The sequence below is a fragment of the Streptomyces olivaceus genome, assembly GCF_000721235.1.
Taxonomy (GTDB): Bacteria; Actinomycetota; Actinomycetes; order Streptomycetales; family Streptomycetaceae; genus Streptomyces; species Streptomyces olivaceus.
The window spans coordinates 177,424-197,718 of sequence record NZ_JOFH01000027.1 but is presented as its reverse complement, the minus strand read 5'-3'; the positions used below and the strand labels follow the sequence as shown (position 1 = coordinate 197,718).

Here is a 20,295-nt window from a genome sequence, read left to right as displayed (position 1 = left end):
CGCTCATGCCTCCACCAGGCACACCGCAGATCGAGGGGACGCGCTGTGACCACCACGCCCGAGGAACATACCGGGTACCGGATCTCCATCCTCGACGATGACCCGTTGCGCGCGCGTAAGGAAGCACGGGAGCTGCTCACGCAGATCGCCGACACCGATCCAGAGGCGGCGCTGGACGTTCCCCGGCGGGACACGGTCGCGCCGGCCGACGTGTCACTCAAGGGCGGGCTCACTGCCGACACCATCGGCGTACTGATCAGCGCCGGATCGCTGGTCGCCGCCGGGGTGCAGATCTGGCTGGCACGGGTGCCACAGCGGACGATCGTCGTGAAGCGGCCGGACGGGGCGACCCTGCACATCACCGGGAAGGAGGCCCGCGAGGACGACGAGCGGATCGTACGGTTCCTCGCGGGCGGCGGTGAGGCACCCCGCCGCACGGAGCTCGACGGGTCCGGCGACAGCCCTGCGGCGGGCTGAGCGCGGATGACCGACAACGACCGGTTCGCCATGCTCGTGGGCGTGTCCACGTACGACAGTGACGCGTACCGAGATCTGCCGCCCGTGCGCGCCGATCTGCACTACATGCGGGCCGTGCTGGAGAACACCGAGATCGGCATGTACAACGACTGCGCGACGGTCGCCGAGCCGACGCGCGCGGAGATGCTGCACGCCGTCGAGACGTTCCTGAACGCGCGGCAGCCCAGCGAGACGGCACTGCTGTACTTCAGCGGGCACGGCGAGTTCTGCGAGGACGACAACCAGCTGTACTTCCTGACCCGGGACACCGACCCGGGCGACCTGCCGGGTACGGCGGTCCCGGCGGAGTTCCTGGAACGGATGCTCCAGTCGTGCCGGGCCGCCTCGAAGCTGGTGCTGCTGGACTGCTGCTCCAGCGGCTCCGTCGTCCAGGGATGGACCGCGAAGGGGCCGGCGGAGGAGCGTGCCCGGCCCGCGCCGAGCACGCTGCTACGGCCGACGGGCGTGTACTTCATCACCGCGTCCGACGCCCTCCAGTCCGCGTCCGCGATGGCGCCGGAGGGTTCGAGTCTCGGTACGTCCCGGTTCACCGGGGAGATCGTGGAGGGGCTGCGCAACGGACGGATCAAGGAAGGCGGCTGGATCACTCCGGACGACCTCTTCGAGTACCTGACCGCGCAGATGAGGCGCGACGGCGTACCGGAGGAGCAGCGGCCCACCAAGTCCACGATCAGGGCCACGAACCAGTTGCCCTTCGCCCGGTCGGTGGCCCGTCCGGTGCGCCTCCCGGCGCTGCCGCGCGACGCGGCCGAGGCGGCCCGGAGATCCCCCGCCCTGCTGAAGGCCCAGGAACTGGCCGCGCTCGATGCCCGGGACGGCGTCGACTGGGAGCGGCTGCTGCGGTACTACGCGCAGTGCCTCGCCGCTACGTCGGCGGCCGGCATGCGGCCCGACCGGGACAGCGGGCGCGGCTCGAAGTACTTCCTGCTGGGTCAGGGCGAGGAAACCATCCAGTCCGGCCGGGGTGCCGTCTTTCCCGCACCGGGGGAGCTGCCCAAGCCGCAGGGCAAGCCGGCCGGTGCGAGCGGCGGTGACACGGGGAGGCAGCAGGAGTACTGGTACGGCTACCCCGCGATCACCCTGCCGGTACGCGACGGCGGGGCCCGGGGGCGGCGTACGACGGTGGAGCTGGCGCCGCTGCTCATCCAGCAGATGGAACTGGCCCCGGACGAGGAGGGCCGGGACGTGCTCCGGCCCAGTGGCGTTCCCTCCTTGCACACGGGCGTCGTCTCGGAACTCCTCGAAGCGGGCGACGCGGCCGACCTCATCGCACACTGGCAGCCGTCCTGGCAGGAGGGCAACGACGCGCAGATGCTGCGTGCCGTACGGGAGTTGCTGGATGCGCTGGGGTTGCCGGAACTGGAGCCGCTCGACCCGTCCGCGCTCAGCGAACGGACCGTGATGCAGGCGCTGCGGCCCGGCGCGCACAACGCGGCCGTCCTGCTGGTGCCCTCGGGTGTGGAGGCCAAGGCCACCGAGGCTCTGGTGGACAACCTGCTGCAGATGTCGGCCCGGACCGGGCAGATCCCCGGCACCGCCCTGGACGCCCTGCTGAGCGGCGGCGAGGGCGGTGCGCGGGGCGCGTCCGTCACTGTGGTGGCTCCGGGGCCGTGCAACGAGAGCCAGGAGTCGGTCATCTCCTCGGCGATGACGCGGCCCCTGACGGTGGCGACCGGGCCGCCCGGCACGGGCAAGAGCGAGGTCGTCACCGCCGTCGTCACCACCTGTGTCGCCGCCGGGCAGTCCGTGCTGGTCGCCTCGACGAACAACGAGGCCGTGGACGTCGTCGCCGAACGCTGCGACGACATCGCTCCCGGGCTGCTGATGCGGACGGGCAACACCGAGGCACTGGTGCGGGAGGCGGCCAAGCTGGAAGGGCTGCTGGGCGAGCCCGTCCAGGCGCCGCAACGCGGTTCGGCCACCGTGGGCGGGCAGTTGCGCAGCGCGCGCAAGACCGCCGAGGGGCTGGAGGCGCAGGCCGCGCGACACGTCGGCGAGGAGGGGCGCCTGCTGGAGCTGCTCCGGGACCGGTCGGAACGGGCGGAAGCGCTGGAACTGCCGCTGCCGCTCCTCGAACGGGTGTGGGCGGCGGCGGGCGAGGACGGTTCGGTCGCTCTGGGGCGCTGGGAGGACCGGGCGCGGAAGGTGGCCGGTGCCCCTTGGTGGCTGTTCGGCCCGTGGCGTCGGGGACGGGCGCTGGCCGCGCTCGTCGCGGCGGCGACCGCCGGCACGGAAGAGGATCGACCGGACGTACCGGATCGGCCGGACCTGCCGTCGTGGCCGGAGTGGGCGACCGGGCGGCCGGTTCCGGCTGAGTTGCTGGAGTCGCTGGCGGACACCGTGGCGGTGGAACGGGAGGTGCGGGCGCTGGTCCCCCGGCAGACGGGATGGGACGAGGACGGGCTGCGACGGTCACGGCTGGAGGCGGCCGGCACGCTCTCCGAACTGTCGGCGGAACTGTCGCGGGCGCTGTCCGCCGAGGCGTTGACGCGAGGGCGGGCGCTCATGCAGCAGCGGCTCCAGGCACTGCGGAGCCGCTCGGGCTTCCAGCGCAGCCAGAAGAACCTCATGGCACACATCAAGGGGTGGGCCGTCAGCACGCACTCGGTGCGGCAGCTGCAACTGACCCCGAAGCTGTTCGACCTCGTCGTCATCGACGAGGCGAGCCAGTGTTCCATCCCGTCGGTGCTTCCCCTGCTGTTCCGGGCCCGAAGGGCGCTGATCATCGGCGATCCGATGCAGCTGGGGCACATCCCCGGCGTGTCACCCCAGCAGGAACAGCGGGCGCGGGTCCGGGCCGGGCTGAGCGCGGCGCAGCTGGAACACCACCGGCTCACCTACCACGTCTACTCCTCGTACCACGCGGCCGAGCAGCACGGTGACTCCGCGTTGCTCCTCGACGAGCACTACCGGTGCCACCCGCGGATCGCCGACATCGTCAACGGCTACTGCTACGCGGGCCAGTTGCAGGTGCTCACCGACGTACGGCGGCAGGTCCCGGCCGTCGACCCGGCGGGAGAGGCCGATCCGGCGCCCGCGCTGGGCTGGGTCGACGTGCCGCGCGGCGAGTCGGCGCTGGGTGGCAACGGGCGGTCCTGGCGCAACCAGGCGGAGGCGGAGGCGGTACGACGGGTGGTGGACGAACTGCTGGAGCGGCTGCCGCAGGACGCCACCGTGGGTGTGGTCACGCCCTTCCGGGCGCAGAAGGAGGCGTTGGCGCGGGTGTGGCGCGACGACGATCGCGTCCGGGTCGGCACCGTGCACGCCTTCCAGGGCGGGCAGCGCGACGTGATGGTGCTGAGCCCCGTGGCCACGCACAACACCCCGCCGAGGACGACCCATTGGGTCGCGAGCCAGGTCAATCTGTGGAACGTGGCGGTGACCCGGGCGAAGTCCCAGCTGATCACCGTGGGCGCGCACGGATTTTGGCAGGGGCAGAGCGGTCTGCCGACCCTGCTCGCCGAACGTTCGGCGCTTCTGGGGGCGGACACCGAGGAGGCCGAGGGGCCGGTGGTGGCGGCCACGCCGGCGACCGGGTTCCGCGAGGAACTCGCCGACCGGCTCCAGCAGTACCTCGCCGAGCGCGGGATCACCGACCTGGAGCGGGCGGCGGTGGTCGGCGGCCACCCGGTGGACCTGCTGTTCACCGAGGCCGGGCAGAACACGGCGGTCCTGATCGACCTCGGCCCGTCGCCCGGTACCAACCCGGCACGGCACCTGCGGCTGACCCACGCGCGGGGCGACCTCCTGACCGGGCTTCCGTCCGGGGGCCACGGGGCGAAGACGTGCCCGGTGGGCCGCGTGATCCGGATCCCCGCGTGGCGCGTCCTGGCGGGCGAGGAGCTCCTGGCGCCGGTGCTCGACTGAGGAGGAACGGCCCTTGCACAGGGGTCGGTCAAGTGCCGGGCAGGGACCGGACGACGTGTGTCATGTGCTGGACGCCGCCCGCCCAGAGCCACTGGGTGTGCGTTCCGGTGCCCTCGCTGTCCGTCGTGGGACCGTCGGCGCAGTCGCGCAGCCAGGTCTCCCCGGCACTCGCGACCGCTGTACGGAAGTCCGGCAGGTCACGGATCCGGCGGGCGGCTGTCCGGATGCCCGCCGTACGGTCCGGCCCTCCGTTCCGCACCTTGCACAGCACGAACGAGTGGTCGGTGGTGTAGCGGAGGACGCCCCAGGGCGGGCCTCCGTTACCCGGCTCCGTGGCCAGCGCTGCGGCAGGCTGCACTCCATAGTCGCCGTATCTCAGCCGCGAGAGGCGATCCCGGCGGGCGGCCCGCACCTCGTGCCACGCGTCCCAGTCGGCGCGGGGCTCCTCGTGCGGCTCGCCGTACCGCATCATGTCGTCGGTGACGTGTGGGAACGCCCCGCCGAGTACGGCGACGGTCCGCCAGTCGCCGGCCAGTGCCACGAGGGCGTCCAGAGCGCGCAGCGCCTCCTTTCCCGCGTCGGGGCGACCGGGCAGGACGGCACCCAGGTCCAGCAGCAGATCGACGGGCACCTCCCGGTCGACCCGGCCCATCAGGGCCCCGACGGCCTCGGTGACGGCTCCGCCCCACTCCCCCGGCATGCGGACCCGGACACCGACCCCGCAGCCGCAGCGGCGGGCGGTCTCCAGCGCGGCCGTCTGCTGGGCCTCGCCCCGCTCCGGACCGGTCACCGGGCGGAGCAGGTGGTTGAGTGCGCTGCACTCTGCCAGGATCCCGGCGAGTGCCGAGGCCTGCGCGGCTTCGGCGAACGGGGCGTCGATCCAGCCCGGATGGCGCCGGTGCACGCCCCTCACCCGGCGCAGCTCCTTCTGCCAGCGGGCCTTCTCGAGCTGCGCCGGAGTCGTCCCCGGAGAGGGCGGGAGGTTCCAGAGCGGCGCGACCGACGCCTGTATGTCGGGCCGGAGGCGCTCGTAAGCCATCCGGGCATGCTGGCGGACCGGCAGAACGGGAACGTAGAGCGGTTCGGACATCGCGGCTCCCCCTCGGCACGGCCCGCGCGCTTTCCCTCCCCGTCAGGGTCCGCGAACCTCACGCCGTGGGAAAGAGAGCCCTTTCGGTCCGGATGGCTGAAGTACGCGAGTACCTGGTGACGGTGTGACGCAGGTTGTATGCTTCGTGACACTCGGTGGTCGGACGTACCAAGTGGACGACTCACGAGGTGAACTGAGCGGCACTCAGACGTATGTCGGGGACCGTCCGCCGTGCGCCGACCAGTTCGGTGCCGGGTCGTAGCCCGGCCGTTCCACGATGGGCGCGAGGCTTGAGCCACCGCATACTCGGTCTCACGGTGCGCAGCTGCCGCACCCTGACCGACACGAAGCTGCCGCTGGGGCCTCTGACCGTCATGGTCGGGCCGAACGCGGCGGGCAAGTCGAATGTGTTACACGCGTTTGAGTTCCTGGGAGACGTGACGCGCGATGGGATCGAGCCGGCGCCGGCGGAACGTGGGGGCTTCGGGGCTCTGGCGTTCCGGGGCGGCCCGAACCGAGTGTCGAAGATTTCCGTCGGTGTCGAGGGCGTCTGCAACTACCGGTCGTTCCGCGACTTCGCCGACGAACTGGCCGGCTGGAAGAAAGCCGGCTAGCCAGGACAGGCCCGGTTCACCACTGTATGGGCTGTCAGCCACCCCCTATGCGGTGGTATCGATCACCATGGCACCGGCATTGCAAGGGGACGGTCGTGAAGCCCACCATGGCCGCCGCGCAGCTCCGCGGCAGTCTGACGCAGTACCTCACGACGACGTACGCCCTCGCCGACGAAGACACCCGCGGCGCGCTCGAACGCTTCCTCGGGCATCCGGAGACCGGTATCTTCCGCGGGCCCTACCTGCGGATCAGGACGCCGTTCCACGTCGCCGACGACGGCTGGAAGCGGGAGCGGGAGTGGTCGGCCGGCTTTCCGGGGTTCGCCCCGTGGCGGCACCAGGCCAAGGCGTGGGCGCGGCTCTCCACGCTGCACGGGCCCGCCCGGCCGACGCTGGTGACCACCGGTACCGGGTCCGGCAAGACCGCGAGTCCTTCCTGATCCCCGTACTGGATCACTGCCGGCGGCAGAAGGCCGAGGGGCGGGCCGGGATCAAGGCCGTGCTGCTGTACCCGATGAACGCGCTCGCCACCGACCAGGCCGGGCTCGTCGGGGAGAGTACCTCGCGCTCACCGGCGAAGAGGCCGGCGAGGGGCTCAGGGCGGCGCTGCGCGGCGGCAGGCCGGCCGGGGGCGCCGGACCCGTACGCCTGCTCTGCGGTCCCGACGCGTCGGGTTGCCGTCTGGTACTGGCCGCCGACGGCAGACGCACCCCTCCCGTGTGGACGGGGCTCACCATCCTGGACGACGGTGACGCGGCCCTCGTCGACGAGCCGGCCCACAAGCGACGCCGGCGTGCCTGACTGCACTGAAGCAACGTGCTGCAGTTCCTTGAGCACGGCGGTGGCGACAGCGCCCAGCTGACTACGAGCATGCTCGACGGCTTCACTCCCGAGGTTCTCACTCTGACCGGGGCCCGGCGCGCCGGACGCGGCAGGAACATCGGCCGCGCCGAGCGAGCCGAGATCTGGCAGCTCGCCGAACGCTTCACCCAGCGGCTGGACCGGCTCGGACGGCACATTGGAAGATGCTGCATGCGATGGCACCTCGCGGCGCCGACGACCTGTTCCTGGTCGGCGACACCCACCAGCGCATCTACAAGAACCGGGTGACGCTGGGCAGTCTCGGTGTCAACATCCGCGGTCGTTCCTCGAAGCTGAGCCTCAGCTACCGCACGACGCGGCAGATCCTGCCCTCCGCCCTCGGCGTGCCGGGCGAAACCACGTACGACGACCTCGACGGCAGCGAGGAAACCCTGGCCGGCTACCGGTCGGTGCTCAGTGGAGGGCTGCCGGCCGGGCACGCCTTCCCGGACTGGGCTTCCGAGCGGGAAGGCGTGGCCGCGCTCATCGAGGAGTGGGACGCCGACTCGGACACGGCCATTCCGCACGAGCAGATCGCGATCTGCGTGCCGACGAATCAGATGGCGGCCGAGACGGCCTACACGCTCAAGCTGCACGGTATCGACTCGGTGGAGATCCGCTCCGACGGCCCGAACGGCTCCACCGGGGTGCACGATGTTCCGGTTCAAGGGCTGGAATACCAGCGCATGGTCATCGCGGGCGTGACGGACGGACTCGTGCCCCGCGAGGCCGTCAACAGCCTGCGCGACAGTGACCCGGTCCGCCACCGGCACGAGATCCAGCGCGCCCGGTCCCGTGGGAGCGCGTGCGGGGCCACGGGCGGAACACGAGCCGTACAAATCGGGCGACTCACGAGTCGTCGAGGAACGGGCTGGGCTTTCCGTGCCAGAAGACGTCCACACCGTCCCGGGCCCGTGTCGCCGCCACGAAGAGCAGGGAGCGATGGTTTCGGGCATATCCGCCGGGCCCGGGACTCGGCAGTAACCGCTCTCTATGCGGGTGGCGACCGGCATGGCCGGCGCCGCCCGTGCGAGTGCGGAATCGTTACTTCCGGTCACCGGCACCCCGTGCCCTCCGCCCCGCCCCACGGGCACCGAACGTTGAAAAGAGTTTCTTCTTATTAATTACCCTCGCGCGCCTTATAATTCACCCTCGCACGCCCCCTTACCGCGCTGACCAAAAAGCGCCGTTCCCTCATTCACGACCCCTCACGTCCGCTGCTACTCTGCGAACTCCCTATTCGGATGTGATGGAGATTCTCCGCATGGAAGATCGACCCGATACGGGGTCGCTGCCGGCGAATGTGTGGGCCGCCGGCGCGTCCGCCCGCGAGTGTCTCCGCTATGCCGCGTACCCGATTCTGCTCTTGTCCGCGGTCTGGCTCTTCGCCTCGGTTCTGCGCTTCGGCTGGGACCGGGGCCAGGCCATCCAGTTCTTCCTGGTCGGCACCATCGTCTATCTCGCGGCGCTGGAGCGGCTGATCCCGCACCGGACCGACTGGCACCCGAGCGGCCGGGAACTGTGCTGGTACGCAGCCTATTTCGGGTTCACCATGGTCGGCGCCGTGCTCGGCCAGTCGGTCGTCGCGGCCGTTCTGGCCGCGACCCCCGTCACGGGACCGGGGCTCGCGCTCGGGGCCGAGGTGCCCCTCGCGCTGCTGGCCTCCTCGCTGACCGGCTACCTCGCCCACCGCTGGGCGCATTCCAATCGGTGGCTGTGGAAGGTACACGGAATTCATCACGTCCCCGGAAAGGTGAACGTCGCCAATAACGGCGTCAACCACCTACTGGACGTCGCCTTCAAACAGGGCACGGTCCAATTGGCACTGGGATTTCTCGGATTCTCCGCCGACTGCCTTTTCGCGGTGGCACTCTTCACCCTTGTCCAAGGCTATTTCGTGCACGCGAACGTGGACGTCCGGCTCGGTCCGCTCCACCACGTCCTGGCCAGTCCCGAGCAACACCGGCTGCACCACAGCGCCGACCTGGCCGAGGCCGGTCACTTCGGCGTGGACCTCTCGGTCTGGGACCGCCTCTTCGGCAGTTTCACCTGGCGACCGGACCGCCGCCCGGCGATCGTCGGTGTCAAGGACCCCGCCACGTTCCCGGAGACCGGCTCGATCGTCGCCAGCCTGCTCCACCCCGTGCGCCGCCCGACCCACACCGCGTAGTCCCCCCCGTACCGCGATGCCCGCTGTACCGCGCACACCCGCTCCGTACCGCGACCTCCCCGCCCCGTACCGGCGTCGTGCCCCCATACGCCCCCGCCCGGCCCGTACCCAGGCGTCGTCTCCAACGGATTGGACCATGACGGACTCACCCAGCGCCGCCCACCGCGACAAGGTCGCCATCATCGGCATCGGCTGCCGGCTCCCCGGACACGCGGGTGACCACCGGTCCTTCTGGCGCAATCTGATCGAAGGCCGGGACTGTCTCGTCCCCACCCCGGCGGACCGGTACGACACCACGACCCTCGGCAGCCGCGACCGGGCCAAGCCGGGCCGGCTGACCGGCGGCCGGGGCGGCTACATCGACGGCTTCGACGAGTTCGACCCGCACTTCTTCGGGATCAGCCCGCGCGAAGCCGAGCACATGGACCCGCAGCAGCGCAAGCTTCTGGAGGTGTCCTGGGAGGCGCTGGAGGACGGCGGGCAGCGGCCCGCCGAACTGGCCGGGCGGGACGTCGGCGTCTTCATCGGCGCCTTCACCCTGGACTACAAGATCCTGCAGTTCGCCGACCTCGGCTTCGAGACGCTGGCCGCGCACACCGCGACCGGCACGATGATGACGATGGTCTCGAACCGCATCTCGCACTGCCTCGACTTCCGCGGCCCCAGCGTCTCGATCGACACGGCGTGCAGCTCGTCCCTGGTCGCGGTCCACCTGGCCTGCCAGAGCCTGCAGCGCGGCGAGAGCGAACTCGCCCTGGCCGGAGGCACCCTGCTGCACCTCGCGCCGCAGTACACCATCGCCGAGACCAAGGGCGGCTTCCTCTCCACCGACGGACGCTCCCGCGCCTTCGACGCCTCCGCCGACGGGTACGTACGGGCCGAGGGCGTCGGAGTCGTGGTGCTCAAGCGCCTCTCGGACGCGCTGCGCGACGGCGACCCGGTGCACGCCGTGGTGATCGGCAGCGGGGTGAACCAGGACGGACGCACCAACGGCATCACCGTGCCCAGCGCCGACGCCCAGGCCACGCTCATCGAGCGGGTCTGCGCCGAGGCGGGGGTGACACCGGGCAGCCTCCAGTACGTCGAGGCGCACGGCACCTCCACCCCCGTCGGCGACCCGATCGAAGCGCGGGCGCTGGGCCGGGTGCTGGCGCAGGGCCGGGCGCCCGGGGCACGGTGCTACGTCGGCTCGGTCAAGACCAACATCGGGCACACGGAGGCCGCCGCCGGCGTCGCGGGCCTGATCAAGACGGCGCTGGCCCTCCGGCACCGCCGCATCCCACCGCACCTGAACCTCGAACAGCCCAACCCCGCCATCGACTTCGCCGCGCTGCCCTTCGAGATCCCGACCGCACCGGTCGACTGGCCGGAGCACCAGGGACCCGCGCGGGCCGGCGTCAACTCCTTCGGCTTCGGCGGCACCAACGCCCACGTCCTGCTGGAGGAGGCGCCGCCCCGCCCGCCAAAGGAGCCGCGCGCGACGGCCCGGACGCCCGCCGTCTCGGTCCTCCCGCTGAGCGCCCGGCACGCGTCGGGCCCGGCCGAACTGGCCGCGGGCGTCCGCCGCGAACTTGCCGCCGGAGTGTCCCTCGCGGACCTCGGGCACACCCTGGCCCACCGCCGCCAGCACTTCGAGGAGCGCCTCGCCGTCGTCCACTCCCCCCTCGGCCCACCCGGCTCCCTCGACGAGGTACTGGCCGCCTGCGAGCGCGGGGAGCAGCACGCCCGGGCCGTGCGGGGCCGCCTCCGGGAGCCCGGGGCGCAGCGGCTGGTGTGGGTGTTCACCGGCATGGGGCCGCAGTGGTGGGGCATGGGGCGCGAACTCCTGGACGCCGAGCCCGTGTTCCGGGAGGCGGTCGAGCGCTGCGACCGGGAGGTCCGGCGCCAGGCGGGCTGGTCGCTGCTCGACGAGCTGACCCGGCCCGAGGCGGAGTCCCGGATGGCCGAGACCTGGCTCGCCCAGCCCGCCAACTTCGCCGTCCAGGCGGGGCTCGCGGCGCTGTGGGAACACCACGGGGTGCGGCCGGACGCCGTCGTCGGGCACAGCACCGGCGAGATCGCGGCCTTCCACCAGGCCGGGGTGTACGGCCTGGAGGACGCCGTCCGGATCGCGCTGGCGCGCAGCGCCCTCCAGCACCGGCTCGCGGGCACCGGCGTGATGCTGGCGGCGAACCTGTCCGAGGAGGAGGCCGAGCGGCTGGTCCGCCCGTACCGGGACCGCGTGTCGGTCGCCGCCGTGAACAGCCCGGCGTCGGTGACGCTGTCCGGGGACCGGGACACCCTCCGGGAGCTCGCCGGGCGGCTGGAGCGGGAGCAGGTCTTCGCCCGGTTCCTCGACGTCGAAGTGCCGTACCACAGCGTGCGGATGGACCCGATCGAGGCCGAGCTGCACGAGGCGCTGGCCGGGATCGCGCCGCGCGCCGCCGGACTCCCGCTGTATCCGACCGCCCGCGAGGGGCGTGCGCGGGGGCCGGAGCTGGACGCCGCGTACTGGTGGGAGAACGTCCGGCGGCCCGTCCGGTTCCGTGCCGCGGTCGACCGGCTGGTCGACGACGGGTACACGCTGTTCCTGGAGATCGGTCCGCACCCGGTGCTCGGCCACTCGATCCGGGAGTGCCTGGAGGGCCGGGCCGTCGAGGGGGTGACGCTGCCGTCGATCCGGCGCCGGGAGGACGAGCCCGAGCGGTTCGCCCGCTCCCTCGCGGAGCTGTACACGCTGGGCGTCGACGTGGACTGGTCGGTGCTCCAGCCCGTGGGGCGGCCGGTGCCGCTGCCGGGCTATCCGTGGCAGCGGGAGCGGTACTGGGTGGAGCCCGCGCCGGTGGAGCAGATCCGGCTCGGCCGGCTGGACCACCCACTGCTCGGCCGGCGGTCCTCCGCGCTGCAGCCGACCTGGGAGAGCCGCCTGGACACCGAGCGGCTGCCGTACCTGGCCGACCACCGGATCGAGGGCAGCACGGTCTTCCCGGCCGCCGGGTACCTGGAGATGGCCGCGCAGGCGGTCCGGGCGCTGACCGGCGGCGACACGGCGACCCTGGCCGACGTCGAGTTCTCCCGGGCCCTGTTCCTGCCCGACGGCGAGGCGACGACCGTTCAGCTGGCCTTCGCGCCGGAGGAGGCCGGGTTCACCATCGCCTCCCTCGCCGGTTCCGGGACCGGGGCTCCGGACCGTACGGTCCACGCGAGCGGAGTCGTCCGCACCGGGCAGCCACGCCGGCTCGCACAACCGCTGGACACGGACGCGGTACGGGCGCGGGCGGGGCGCCGGCTCGACGGGGAGGCGTGCTACGGCGAGCTGTCGGCGCTCGGCTACCACTACGGCCCGGCGTTCCGGGCGATCGACGAGGTGTGGACGGGGCCCGGCGAGGCGCTGTCGCTGATCCGGCCCACCCCGGGCATGGGCGACGGGGCCGCGGACTGCCATGTGCACCCCGTGCTCCTGGACGCCTGCTTCCAGACCATGCTCACCGCGATGACGCCGGGCGACGGCCGGTCCGCCGGGATCCGGCTGCCCGTCGGCGTCGCGGAGCTGCGGCTGGACGCGGTCGGCGACCGGGCGGCCCTGTGGGCGCACGCGACGGTGACCGCGGAGAGCGACGAGGAACTGGTCGGCGACCTCGCCCTGTACGCCGAGGACGGGACGCCGCTCGGCCGGATCAGCCGCTTCCGCGCGGCGGCGGTGGACCGGGGGGCCTCCTCGGTGAAGCTCGGCACCATCGACGGCTGGCTGGCCGAGGTGGTCTGGGAGGAGGCGCCCACCAAGGCGGAGACGTCCACCGAGGCGCCGGAGGACGTCGGGACCGCCGAGGGGAGCGGGGCCGGTCCCGACGGCTGCCCCGCGCCCGGCCTGGTGGTCTTCGCCGACGAGGGCGGGCTCGGCGCGCGGATGGCCGAGGCGGTCGTGGCGCGCGGCGGGCGGTGCCGGCTGGTCCGCCCGGGCAGCCGATACCGAAGCGGGGCCGGGCACGTGACCGTGCGACCCGATTCGGCGACCGATCTGCGCAGGCTGTTCGACGAACTCGGGCCGGGGTTCGGCGCCGTGGTGCATCTGTGGAACCTCGATCTGCCCCCGCTGGACACGGTCGGCGCGGCGGACCTCGACGGTATCGGCACTCTCGGCGGCTACTCGCTCGTCCTGCTCGCCCAGGTGCTGCCCGAGGCGTGCCCGCAGGGACGCCTGCACATCGTCACCCGGGGTGCCCAGGCGGTGGTTCCGGGCGAGCCGGTGGAGCCGTTCGGCGCACCCGCCTGGGGCATCGGCCGAGTGCTGTGGCAGCAGGAGCTCACCGGTCACAGCGGCAAACTGATCGATCTCGACCCGGCCGGGGGTCCCGGCGAGGCCGAGGTGCTGCTGCGCGCGCTCACGGCGGACGACGGCGAGGGCGAGATCGCGCTGCGGTCCGGGCGGCGGCACCTCAGCCGGCTGCGTCCGCCCGCGGGGCTGACCCGTCCGCTGCCGCTGCGGCTGCGCGCGGACGGCGCCTATCTGGTCACGGGCGCGTTCGGGGCGCTGGGGCGGCTGCTCTGCCGCACCCTGGTACGGCGCGGGGCCCGGCGCCTGGTCCTGCTCGGCCGCACCGGCGTGCCGGAGCGCGGCGCGTGGCGGGGGCTCGATCCGGGCGGCCCCGAGGGGCGGCGGGTCGCATTCCTGCGCGAGCTGGAAGCGCTCGGCGCAGAGGTGCTGGTCGCCGCGGTGGACGTGACCGACGCGGCGGCCATGGAGGGCTGGCTGGCCGGGCGTCGGGCCGCCGGTCTGCCGCCGGTGCGGGGCGTGTTCCACCTCGCGGGACAGGTGCGGGACGTCCTGCTGCCGTCGTTGGACCGCGAGGCGTTCGACGCGGGCTACGGGCCGAAGGCGCACGGCGGGTACCTGCTGCACCGGCTGCTGCGCGACGAGCCGGTCGAGCACTTCGTACTGTTCGCGTCGGTCGCCTCGCTGCTGACCACGGCCGGTCAGGTCAACTACGCGGCCGGGAACGCGTTCCTGGACGCGCTCGCCCATCACCGCCGGGCGCTCGGTCTGCCCGCGCTCAGCCTGGACTGGGGGCCGTGGGCCACCGGCATGATCGAGGAGCTCGGGCTGGTCGCCCACTACCGGGACGCGCGCGGGATGAGCTCGCTGGCGCCGGAGGCGGGCATGGCGGTCCTGGAGCGGGTGATCGGGCAGGACCGGGCCCAGTTGCTGGTGGCCGCGGTGGTGGACTGGCCGGTGTTCCTGGCCTGGTATCCCACCCCGCCGCCGCTGGTGTCGGCGCTCGCCGCCGCGGCGGCGCGGGAGGTCCCGGCGGGGCAGGGCGGCAGTCTGCTCGCCGCGTTCCGCGCCGCCGACGAGGCGGCGCGTACGGCGTTGGTGGCCGAGCGGTTCGCGGCCCTCGCGGCGGGTGTGCTGCGGGTGCGGCCGGAGCTGGTCGACGCGGACGCCCGGCTCGGCTCGCTCGGTCTGGACTCGCTGCTCGCCATGGAGCTGCGGGCGCGGACCCACACCGAGCTGGGGGTCTCGCTCCCGGTGGTGGCGCTGCTCAGCAATGGGCCGGTGAGCGAGCTGACCGAGCGGCTGCACGCGGGGCTGAGCGAACTCGCGGCGGCCGGGGGTCCGGTGGCGGAGACGGCGGTGGAGTTGTTCACCGACGAGGCGTGCTACCCGCTCACCCACAACCAGCAGGCCCTGTGGTTCCTACGGCAGCTCAACCCGGACGGCTTCGCGTACAACATCGGCGGCGCGGTGGAGGTGCGCGCGGAGCTCGACCCGGAGCTGCTGTTCGATGCCTTCCGGACGCTGATCGCCCGGCATCCGAGCCTGCGCGTCAACATCACCACCGAGGACGGGCGTCCGGTCCAGCGGGTGCGGCCCGAGGCCGTCGCCGACACCGGTCTTCTCGATGTGTCCGGGCTGCCCTGGGACGAGGTCCGCGCCCGGCTGGTGGCGGAGTACCGCAGGCCGTACGACCTGGAGCGGGATCCTCTGGTGCGGCTGCGGCTGTTCCGGCGGGCCCCGGACCGCTGGGTGCTGATGAAGGCGGTCCACCACATCGTCTCGGACGCGATCTCCACCTTCGTCTTCATCGAGGAGCTGTTCGAGGTCTACCACGGGCTGCGCACCGGCCGGCCGGCGGAGCTGGCCCCGGTCCGGGCCCGCTACCTGGACTTCCTCAACCGGCACAACCGCTTCCTGGCCGGGCCCGAGGCGCGGCGGATGCTGGAGTACTGGCGGGAGCACCTGCCGCGGGAGGCCCCGGCGCTCGAACTGCCCACCGACCGGCCGCGCCCGCCGGTGCAGACCGACAACGGCGCCTCCGAGTTCTTCCAGCTCGACGACGAACTCAGCGCCCGGGTGCAGACGCTGGCCCGGGAGCACAACGTCACCGTGTTCACGGTGCTGCTCACCGCGTACTACCTGCTGCTGCACCGCTGGTCGGGGCAGGACGAGATCGTGGTCGGCAGCCCCGTCACCGGGCGCACCGAGGAGGAGCTCGCCTCCGTCTACGGCTACTTCGTCAATCCACTGCCGCTGCACGTGAGCCTGGCCGGGGAGCCGTCGGTGGCCGAGCTGCTTGGCCGGGTGCGGGACACGGTCCTCGGGGGCCTCGACCATCAGGAGTACCCGTTCGTGCTGCTCGTGGAGGAGTTGGGCCTCCAGCACGACCCGAGCCGCTCGGCGGTCTTCCAGGCGATGTTCATCCTGCTCACCCACAAGGTGGCCGTGGAGCGCTTCGGGTACACCCTGGAGTACATCGAACTCCCTGAGGAGGAGGGGCAGTTCGATGTCACGCTGTCCGCGTACGAGGACCGGTCCGACGGGCGCTTCCACTGCGTGCTGAAGTACAACACCGACCTGTTCGACGCGGCAACGGTGCGTCGGATGGCCGCGCACTACCAAAACCTCCTCGACGGCCTGACCCGCGCGGAGGGCGAGCGCCCGGCGGGACGGCTGCCGATGCTGGGGGCCGGGGAACGGGAGCGGATCGTCACCGGGTTCGGCGGCGTCGGCCGGCGGATCGACCACGACGTTCCGGTGCACGAGCTGATCGGGAAGATCGCCGCGCAGTTCCCGGAGGCGGTCGCGGTGTCCGTGCCGGACGGGCGGCGGCTCGGCTATCGGGAGCTGGACCAGCGCTCGCGGCGCGTGGCGGCCTCGCTGCGCGAACGCGGCGTCGGCGCCGGGACGGTGGTGGCGGTGCGTCTGGCGAAGTCGCCGGAGCTGGTGATCGCGCTGCTCGCGGTGTGGCGGGCCGGGGGCGCGTATCTGCCGCTGGACCCGGACCACCCGGCGGAGCGGCTGGCCGAGCTGACGGAGAACGCCGGGGCCACGCTGGTCCTGACCGACGGGCGGCGCGGCGGGGCGGCCCGGCTGCCGGGACGGCCGGTCACCCTCGACGAGCTGGACCGGCCGGGGACCGAGGAGCGGCCGGAGCCGGCCGTGGACCTCGACCAGACGGCATACGTGATCCACACCTCGGGTTCCACCGGCCGCCCCAAGGCGGTGCGGGTCAGCCACCGCAACCTGGCCTCGGTGTTCGTCGCCTGGCAGCAGGAGTACCGGCTGGACACCGACGTCCGGGTGCACCTGCAGATGGCGGGCCTCTCCTTCGACGTGTTCACCGGGGACCTGGTCCGGGCGCTGAGTTCGGGCGGGACGCTGGTCCTCGTCGACCGGGACCTCCTCTTCGACACCGCGCGGCTCTACCGGACCATGCGCGCGGAGGGCGTGGACTGCGGCGAGTTCGTGCCGTCGGTGGCGCGTGGGCTGCTGGCGCACTGCGAACGGGAGGGGCTGGGCCTGGAGTTCATGCGCCTGGTGATCGTCGGCTCGGACGCCTGGCGGGCGGACGAGCACCACAGACTCGTCGCGCTGTGCGGGCCGGGGACCCGGGTGGTCAACTCGTACGGGCTGACCGAGGCCACCATCGACAGCGCCTACTACGAGGGGCCGGCGGAGGGGCTGGAGCCGGGCCGGATGGTGCCGGTCGGCCGGCCGCTGCCCAACAGCGAGCTGTACGTCCTCGACCGGCACGGCGAGCCGGTGCCGCCGGGGGTGGCCGGTGAGCTGTGGATCGGCGGCGCCGGCGTCGCCGACCGCTGCCTGGGCGATCCGGAGCGGACGGCCGAGCGGTTCGTGACCCTCGAACCGGGCGGCGAACCCGTACGGCTGTACCGGACGGGGGACCTCGGGCACTGGGACGCGGAGGGGGTACTGCACCTCCTCGGGCGGCGCGACGGGCAGGTGAAGGTGCGCGGCCACCGGGTGGAGACCGGGGAGATCGAGGCGCGGCTGGCCGCCCGGCCCGAGCTGGCGCAGGTGTGCGTGACGGTACGGCGGGACGAGACGGGCGAGAACGTGCTGTGCGCCTACTGCGTGCCCGCGCCGGGCGCGGCGGCCGACGCCCGGGAGCTGCGCCGCCACCTCGCGGAGCAGCTGCCGACGTATCTGATCCCGGCGCACTTCACGGAGCTGTCCGCGCTGCCGCTGACCGCGAACGGCAAGGTCGATCTCGACGCGCTGCCAAAGCCGCGCGCGGAGGCGGGACCGGAGAGGTACGAACCGCCGGTGACGCTGTACGAGACACGGATGGCGGCGCACTGGCGGTCGCTGCTCGGGCTGGAGCGGCCGGGGCTGCGGGACGACTTCTTCGAGGCGGGCGGCAGCTCGATCAAGCTGATCCAGCTGATCCACCACCTGCGGACCGAGTTCAACGCGTCCGTGCCGGTCGGGCGGCTGTTCAAGACCAGCACCCTGCACGGCATGGCCCGCACCCTGGAGGACGTCGTCACCGGTCGGCTGCCCGGCGCCGAGCCGTACCTGTGGTTCAACCCGGGCGCGGACCCGGCGGCGACGGTGTTCTGCCTGCCGCCCGCGGGCGGGCACGGGCTGGTGTACCGGCAGCTCGCGGCGCGGCTGCCCGAGCACCGCTTCGCCGCGTTCAACTACCTGTCGGGCCCGGACAAGGCGGCCCGGTACGCGGATCTGGCCGAGGAGCTGCACCCGGGCGGGCCGTACACGCTGTTCGGCTACTCCCTCGGCGGCAACCTCGCGTTCGAGATCGCCGGGGAGCTGGAGCGGCGGGGCCGCGCGGTGGACCTCGTCCTGATCATGGACTCGTACCGGATGGCCGAGGCCGTCGCCCTCGGCGAGGAGCACCTGGCCGAGTTCGAGGCGGAGCTCGCGGAGCACCTGCGGCGGCACACCGGTTCCGAGATCGTCGCCCGGGAGACCGTGGAGCAGGCCCGCGAGTACCTGGCGCACTGCGCTGCTCACCCGTCGCTCGGTGTGCTCGACGCGCCGATCGCGGTCATCTCCGACCAGGACAAGCTGCTCCGCTTCGCGGTGGACGAGCCCGGCGGCTGGCACGGGGGCACCGCCGCCGGGTGCACCGTACGCGAGGGGCACGGGCGGCACGCCGAGATGCTCGACGGCTCGTTCCTCGACGGGAACGCGGAGCTGGTCCGGGCGCTGCTGACGGGAGGTGCCGCGAATGGGAGTGCGTGACGGCGGGCCCCGCTGGGAGGCCCGGCCTCCCGGCGGGCGGCCCCGGGTGATCATCATCGGCGCGGGCATGTCGGGACTGGCCGCCGGCTGCTACGCGCAGATGAGTGGGCTGGAGAGCCGGATCTTCGAGAAGCACGTGCTGCCAGGGGGCTGCTGCACCGCCTGGGCCCGGCAGGGCTACCTCTTCGACTACTGCATCGACTGGCTGATCGGCACGGGAGCCGGGACCGGGGCGAACGACGTGTGGCGCGAGCTCGGGGCGCTGGACGGGAAGCGGATCACTCATTTCGACCAGTTCAACCGGGTGGTGGCGGAGGACGGCCGGTCCGTCACGTTCTACAACGACCCGGACCGGCTCCAGCAGCACCTGCTGGAGCTCTCGCCCGGCGACGAGCGCCTGATCCGGGCGTTCTGCCGGGACCTCAGGCGCTTCGCGGGGCTCGCCCCGCACTGGGAGCTGAAGCCGCCGCCGCTGAAGTCCCTGACGGAGAAGGCGCGAACGCTGCTCGCGATCCTGCCGGCGTTCCGGCTGTACTGGCGCACCGCGGCCACGCCGATGCGCCGGTTCGCGGACCGCTTCGAGGACCCGCTGCTGCGCCAGGCGTTCCCGAACATGTTCCTCCAGGAGCTGACCGGCTTCCCGCTGCTCCCCTTCCTCTTCACGATGTCCTGCGCCTTCAACGGCAACGCGGGCTTCCCGGAAGGCGGTTCGCTGGGTCTGGCCCGGTCGGTGGAGGAGCGGTACACGGGGCTCGGCGGGCACGTCGGCTACCGCGCCCGGGTGGAGCGGATCCTCGTCGAGGACGGGCGGGCGGTCGGCGTACGGCTGCGGGACGGGCAGGAGCACTTCGCCGACCATGTGATCGCCGCCTGCGACGGGCCGACGGTGCTGGACCGGCTGCTGGAGGGGCGGTGGAGCAGCCCGCACACCGAGCGGCTGTACACGGAGCTGCTGGACCGCCCGGACAACCTGTACCCGGCGGTGGTCTCCGCGTTCGTCGGGATCGACGGCCCGCTGCCCGCCGGTGAGCCGCACAGCACGACGTACCTCCTCGGTCCGGAGCGGGGCGCGGCACTGCCGGGGAGCCTCCAGCACAGTCTGGTGGTGCAGCGGCGGTCCGACTACGCCGACGGCTTCGCGCCGGCCGGGAAGTCGGTGCTGCACTGCACGTACTTCACCGACCACCGGTCCTGGCAGGAGCTGCGGAAGGCGGACCGGCGGGCGTACCGGGAGCGCAAGCAGGAGGTCGTCGACTTCCTGCGGGGCTTCCTGACCGAGCGTCATCCGGGCATCGAGGAGCGGATCGAGCTGGTGGACGTGGCGACGCCGGCGACGACGGAGCGGTACACCGGCAACACCTACGGCAGCATCCTGGCCTGGAAGGCGTTCTCCGAGGCCGACGACGTGTCGACCGCGCTGGTGGACCGGGGCCGGATGCGGCTGCCGGGGCTGAGCGGCTTCTCGATGGCCGGGCAGTGGACCGGGATGGGCGGCCTGATCCGGGCCGCGACCAGCGGCCGGTACGCGGTCCAGTTCCTCTGCGACGAGCTGGGCCGGGAGTTCCGGGCCTGGCCGAGCGAGGGTGCCGGGCCGTGGCATCCCGGGAAGCTGGGCCGGCTGCCACGACTCGAACAGCGGGGCGACGCCGGGAAGGCGGCGGTGGCCGAATGA

7 protein-coding genes and 3 pseudogenes are annotated in these 20,295 nt (G+C 72.8%); 8 read left to right on the top strand and 2 right to left on the bottom strand.

Translation table 11 applies throughout. The annotated features are described in order from the left end of the window. The first annotated feature begins 45 nt into the window (after positions 1-45). Both IG94_RS0127385 and IG94_RS0127380 read left to right on the top strand, forming a co-directional pair. Positions 46-477: an effector-associated constant component EACC1 gene (locus IG94_RS0127385; RefSeq protein WP_031042786.1), complete on the top strand. Its 432-nt coding sequence runs from the start codon at positions 46-48 to the stop codon at positions 475-477. A 6-nt stretch (positions 478-483) separates the two neighbouring features. Further along, entirely contained in the window at positions 484-4,404 is a 3,921-nt protein-coding gene (locus IG94_RS0127380; protein ID WP_031042785.1) for a caspase, EACC1-associated type, read from the top strand. A 28-nt stretch (positions 4,405-4,432) separates the two neighbouring features. On the opposite strand, the gene IG94_RS0127375 is transcribed toward IG94_RS0127380, so the two are convergent. Beyond that, positions 4,433-5,494 carry a beta family protein gene (locus IG94_RS0127375; protein WP_031042781.1) on the bottom strand — a complete coding sequence of 354 codons (1,062 nt, stop codon included), beginning with the start codon at positions 5,492-5,494 and terminating at the stop codon, positions 4,433-4,435. 290 nt (positions 5,495-5,784) lie between these two features. Here IG94_RS0127375 and IG94_RS0127370 point away from each other — a divergent pair, with 290 nt between their 5' ends. The 3 genes and pseudogenes from IG94_RS0127370 to IG94_RS0127355 all read left to right on the top strand — a co-directional run. After that, entirely contained in the window at positions 5,785-6,108 is a 324-nt protein-coding gene (locus IG94_RS0127370; RefSeq protein ID WP_031042778.1) for an AAA family ATPase, read from the top strand. A gap of 95 nt (positions 6,109-6,203) precedes the next feature. Beyond that, positions 6,204-6,664: pseudogene (locus IG94_RS0127365) on the top strand (DEAD/DEAH box helicase); the annotation flags it as partial. 356 nt (positions 6,665-7,020) lie between these two features. Then, a pseudogene (locus IG94_RS0127355) lies at positions 7,021-7,763 on the top strand (UvrD-helicase domain-containing protein); the annotation flags it as partial. Between the two features lie 55 nt (positions 7,764-7,818). Here IG94_RS0127355 and IG94_RS44390 read toward each other — a convergent pair. Then, positions 7,819-7,911 (bottom strand): annotated as a pseudogene (locus tag IG94_RS44390) (3'-5' exonuclease); the annotation flags it as partial. A gap of 322 nt (positions 7,912-8,233) precedes the next feature. Between IG94_RS44390 and IG94_RS0127350 the strand changes: the two are divergent. The 3 genes from IG94_RS0127350 to IG94_RS0127340 all read left to right on the top strand — a co-directional run bounded on the left by IG94_RS0127350 (position 8,234) and on the right by IG94_RS0127340 (position 20,295). Then, positions 8,234-9,139: a sterol desaturase family protein gene (locus IG94_RS0127350; RefSeq protein WP_031042764.1), complete on the top strand. Its 906-nt coding sequence runs from the start codon at positions 8,234-8,236 to the stop codon at positions 9,137-9,139. A 136-nt stretch (positions 9,140-9,275) separates the two neighbouring features. Next, on the top strand, positions 9,276-18,623 hold the full coding sequence (locus tag IG94_RS0127345; RefSeq protein ID WP_031042761.1) for a hybrid non-ribosomal peptide synthetase/type I polyketide synthase: 9,348 nt from the start codon (positions 9,276-9,278) through the stop codon (positions 18,621-18,623). Continuing rightward, on the top strand, positions 18,610-20,295 hold the full coding sequence (locus IG94_RS0127340) for a phytoene desaturase family protein (RefSeq protein WP_031042758.1): 1,686 nt from the start codon (positions 18,610-18,612) through the stop codon (positions 20,293-20,295). Before IG94_RS0127345 ends, IG94_RS0127340 begins: the two co-directional genes overlap by 14 nt.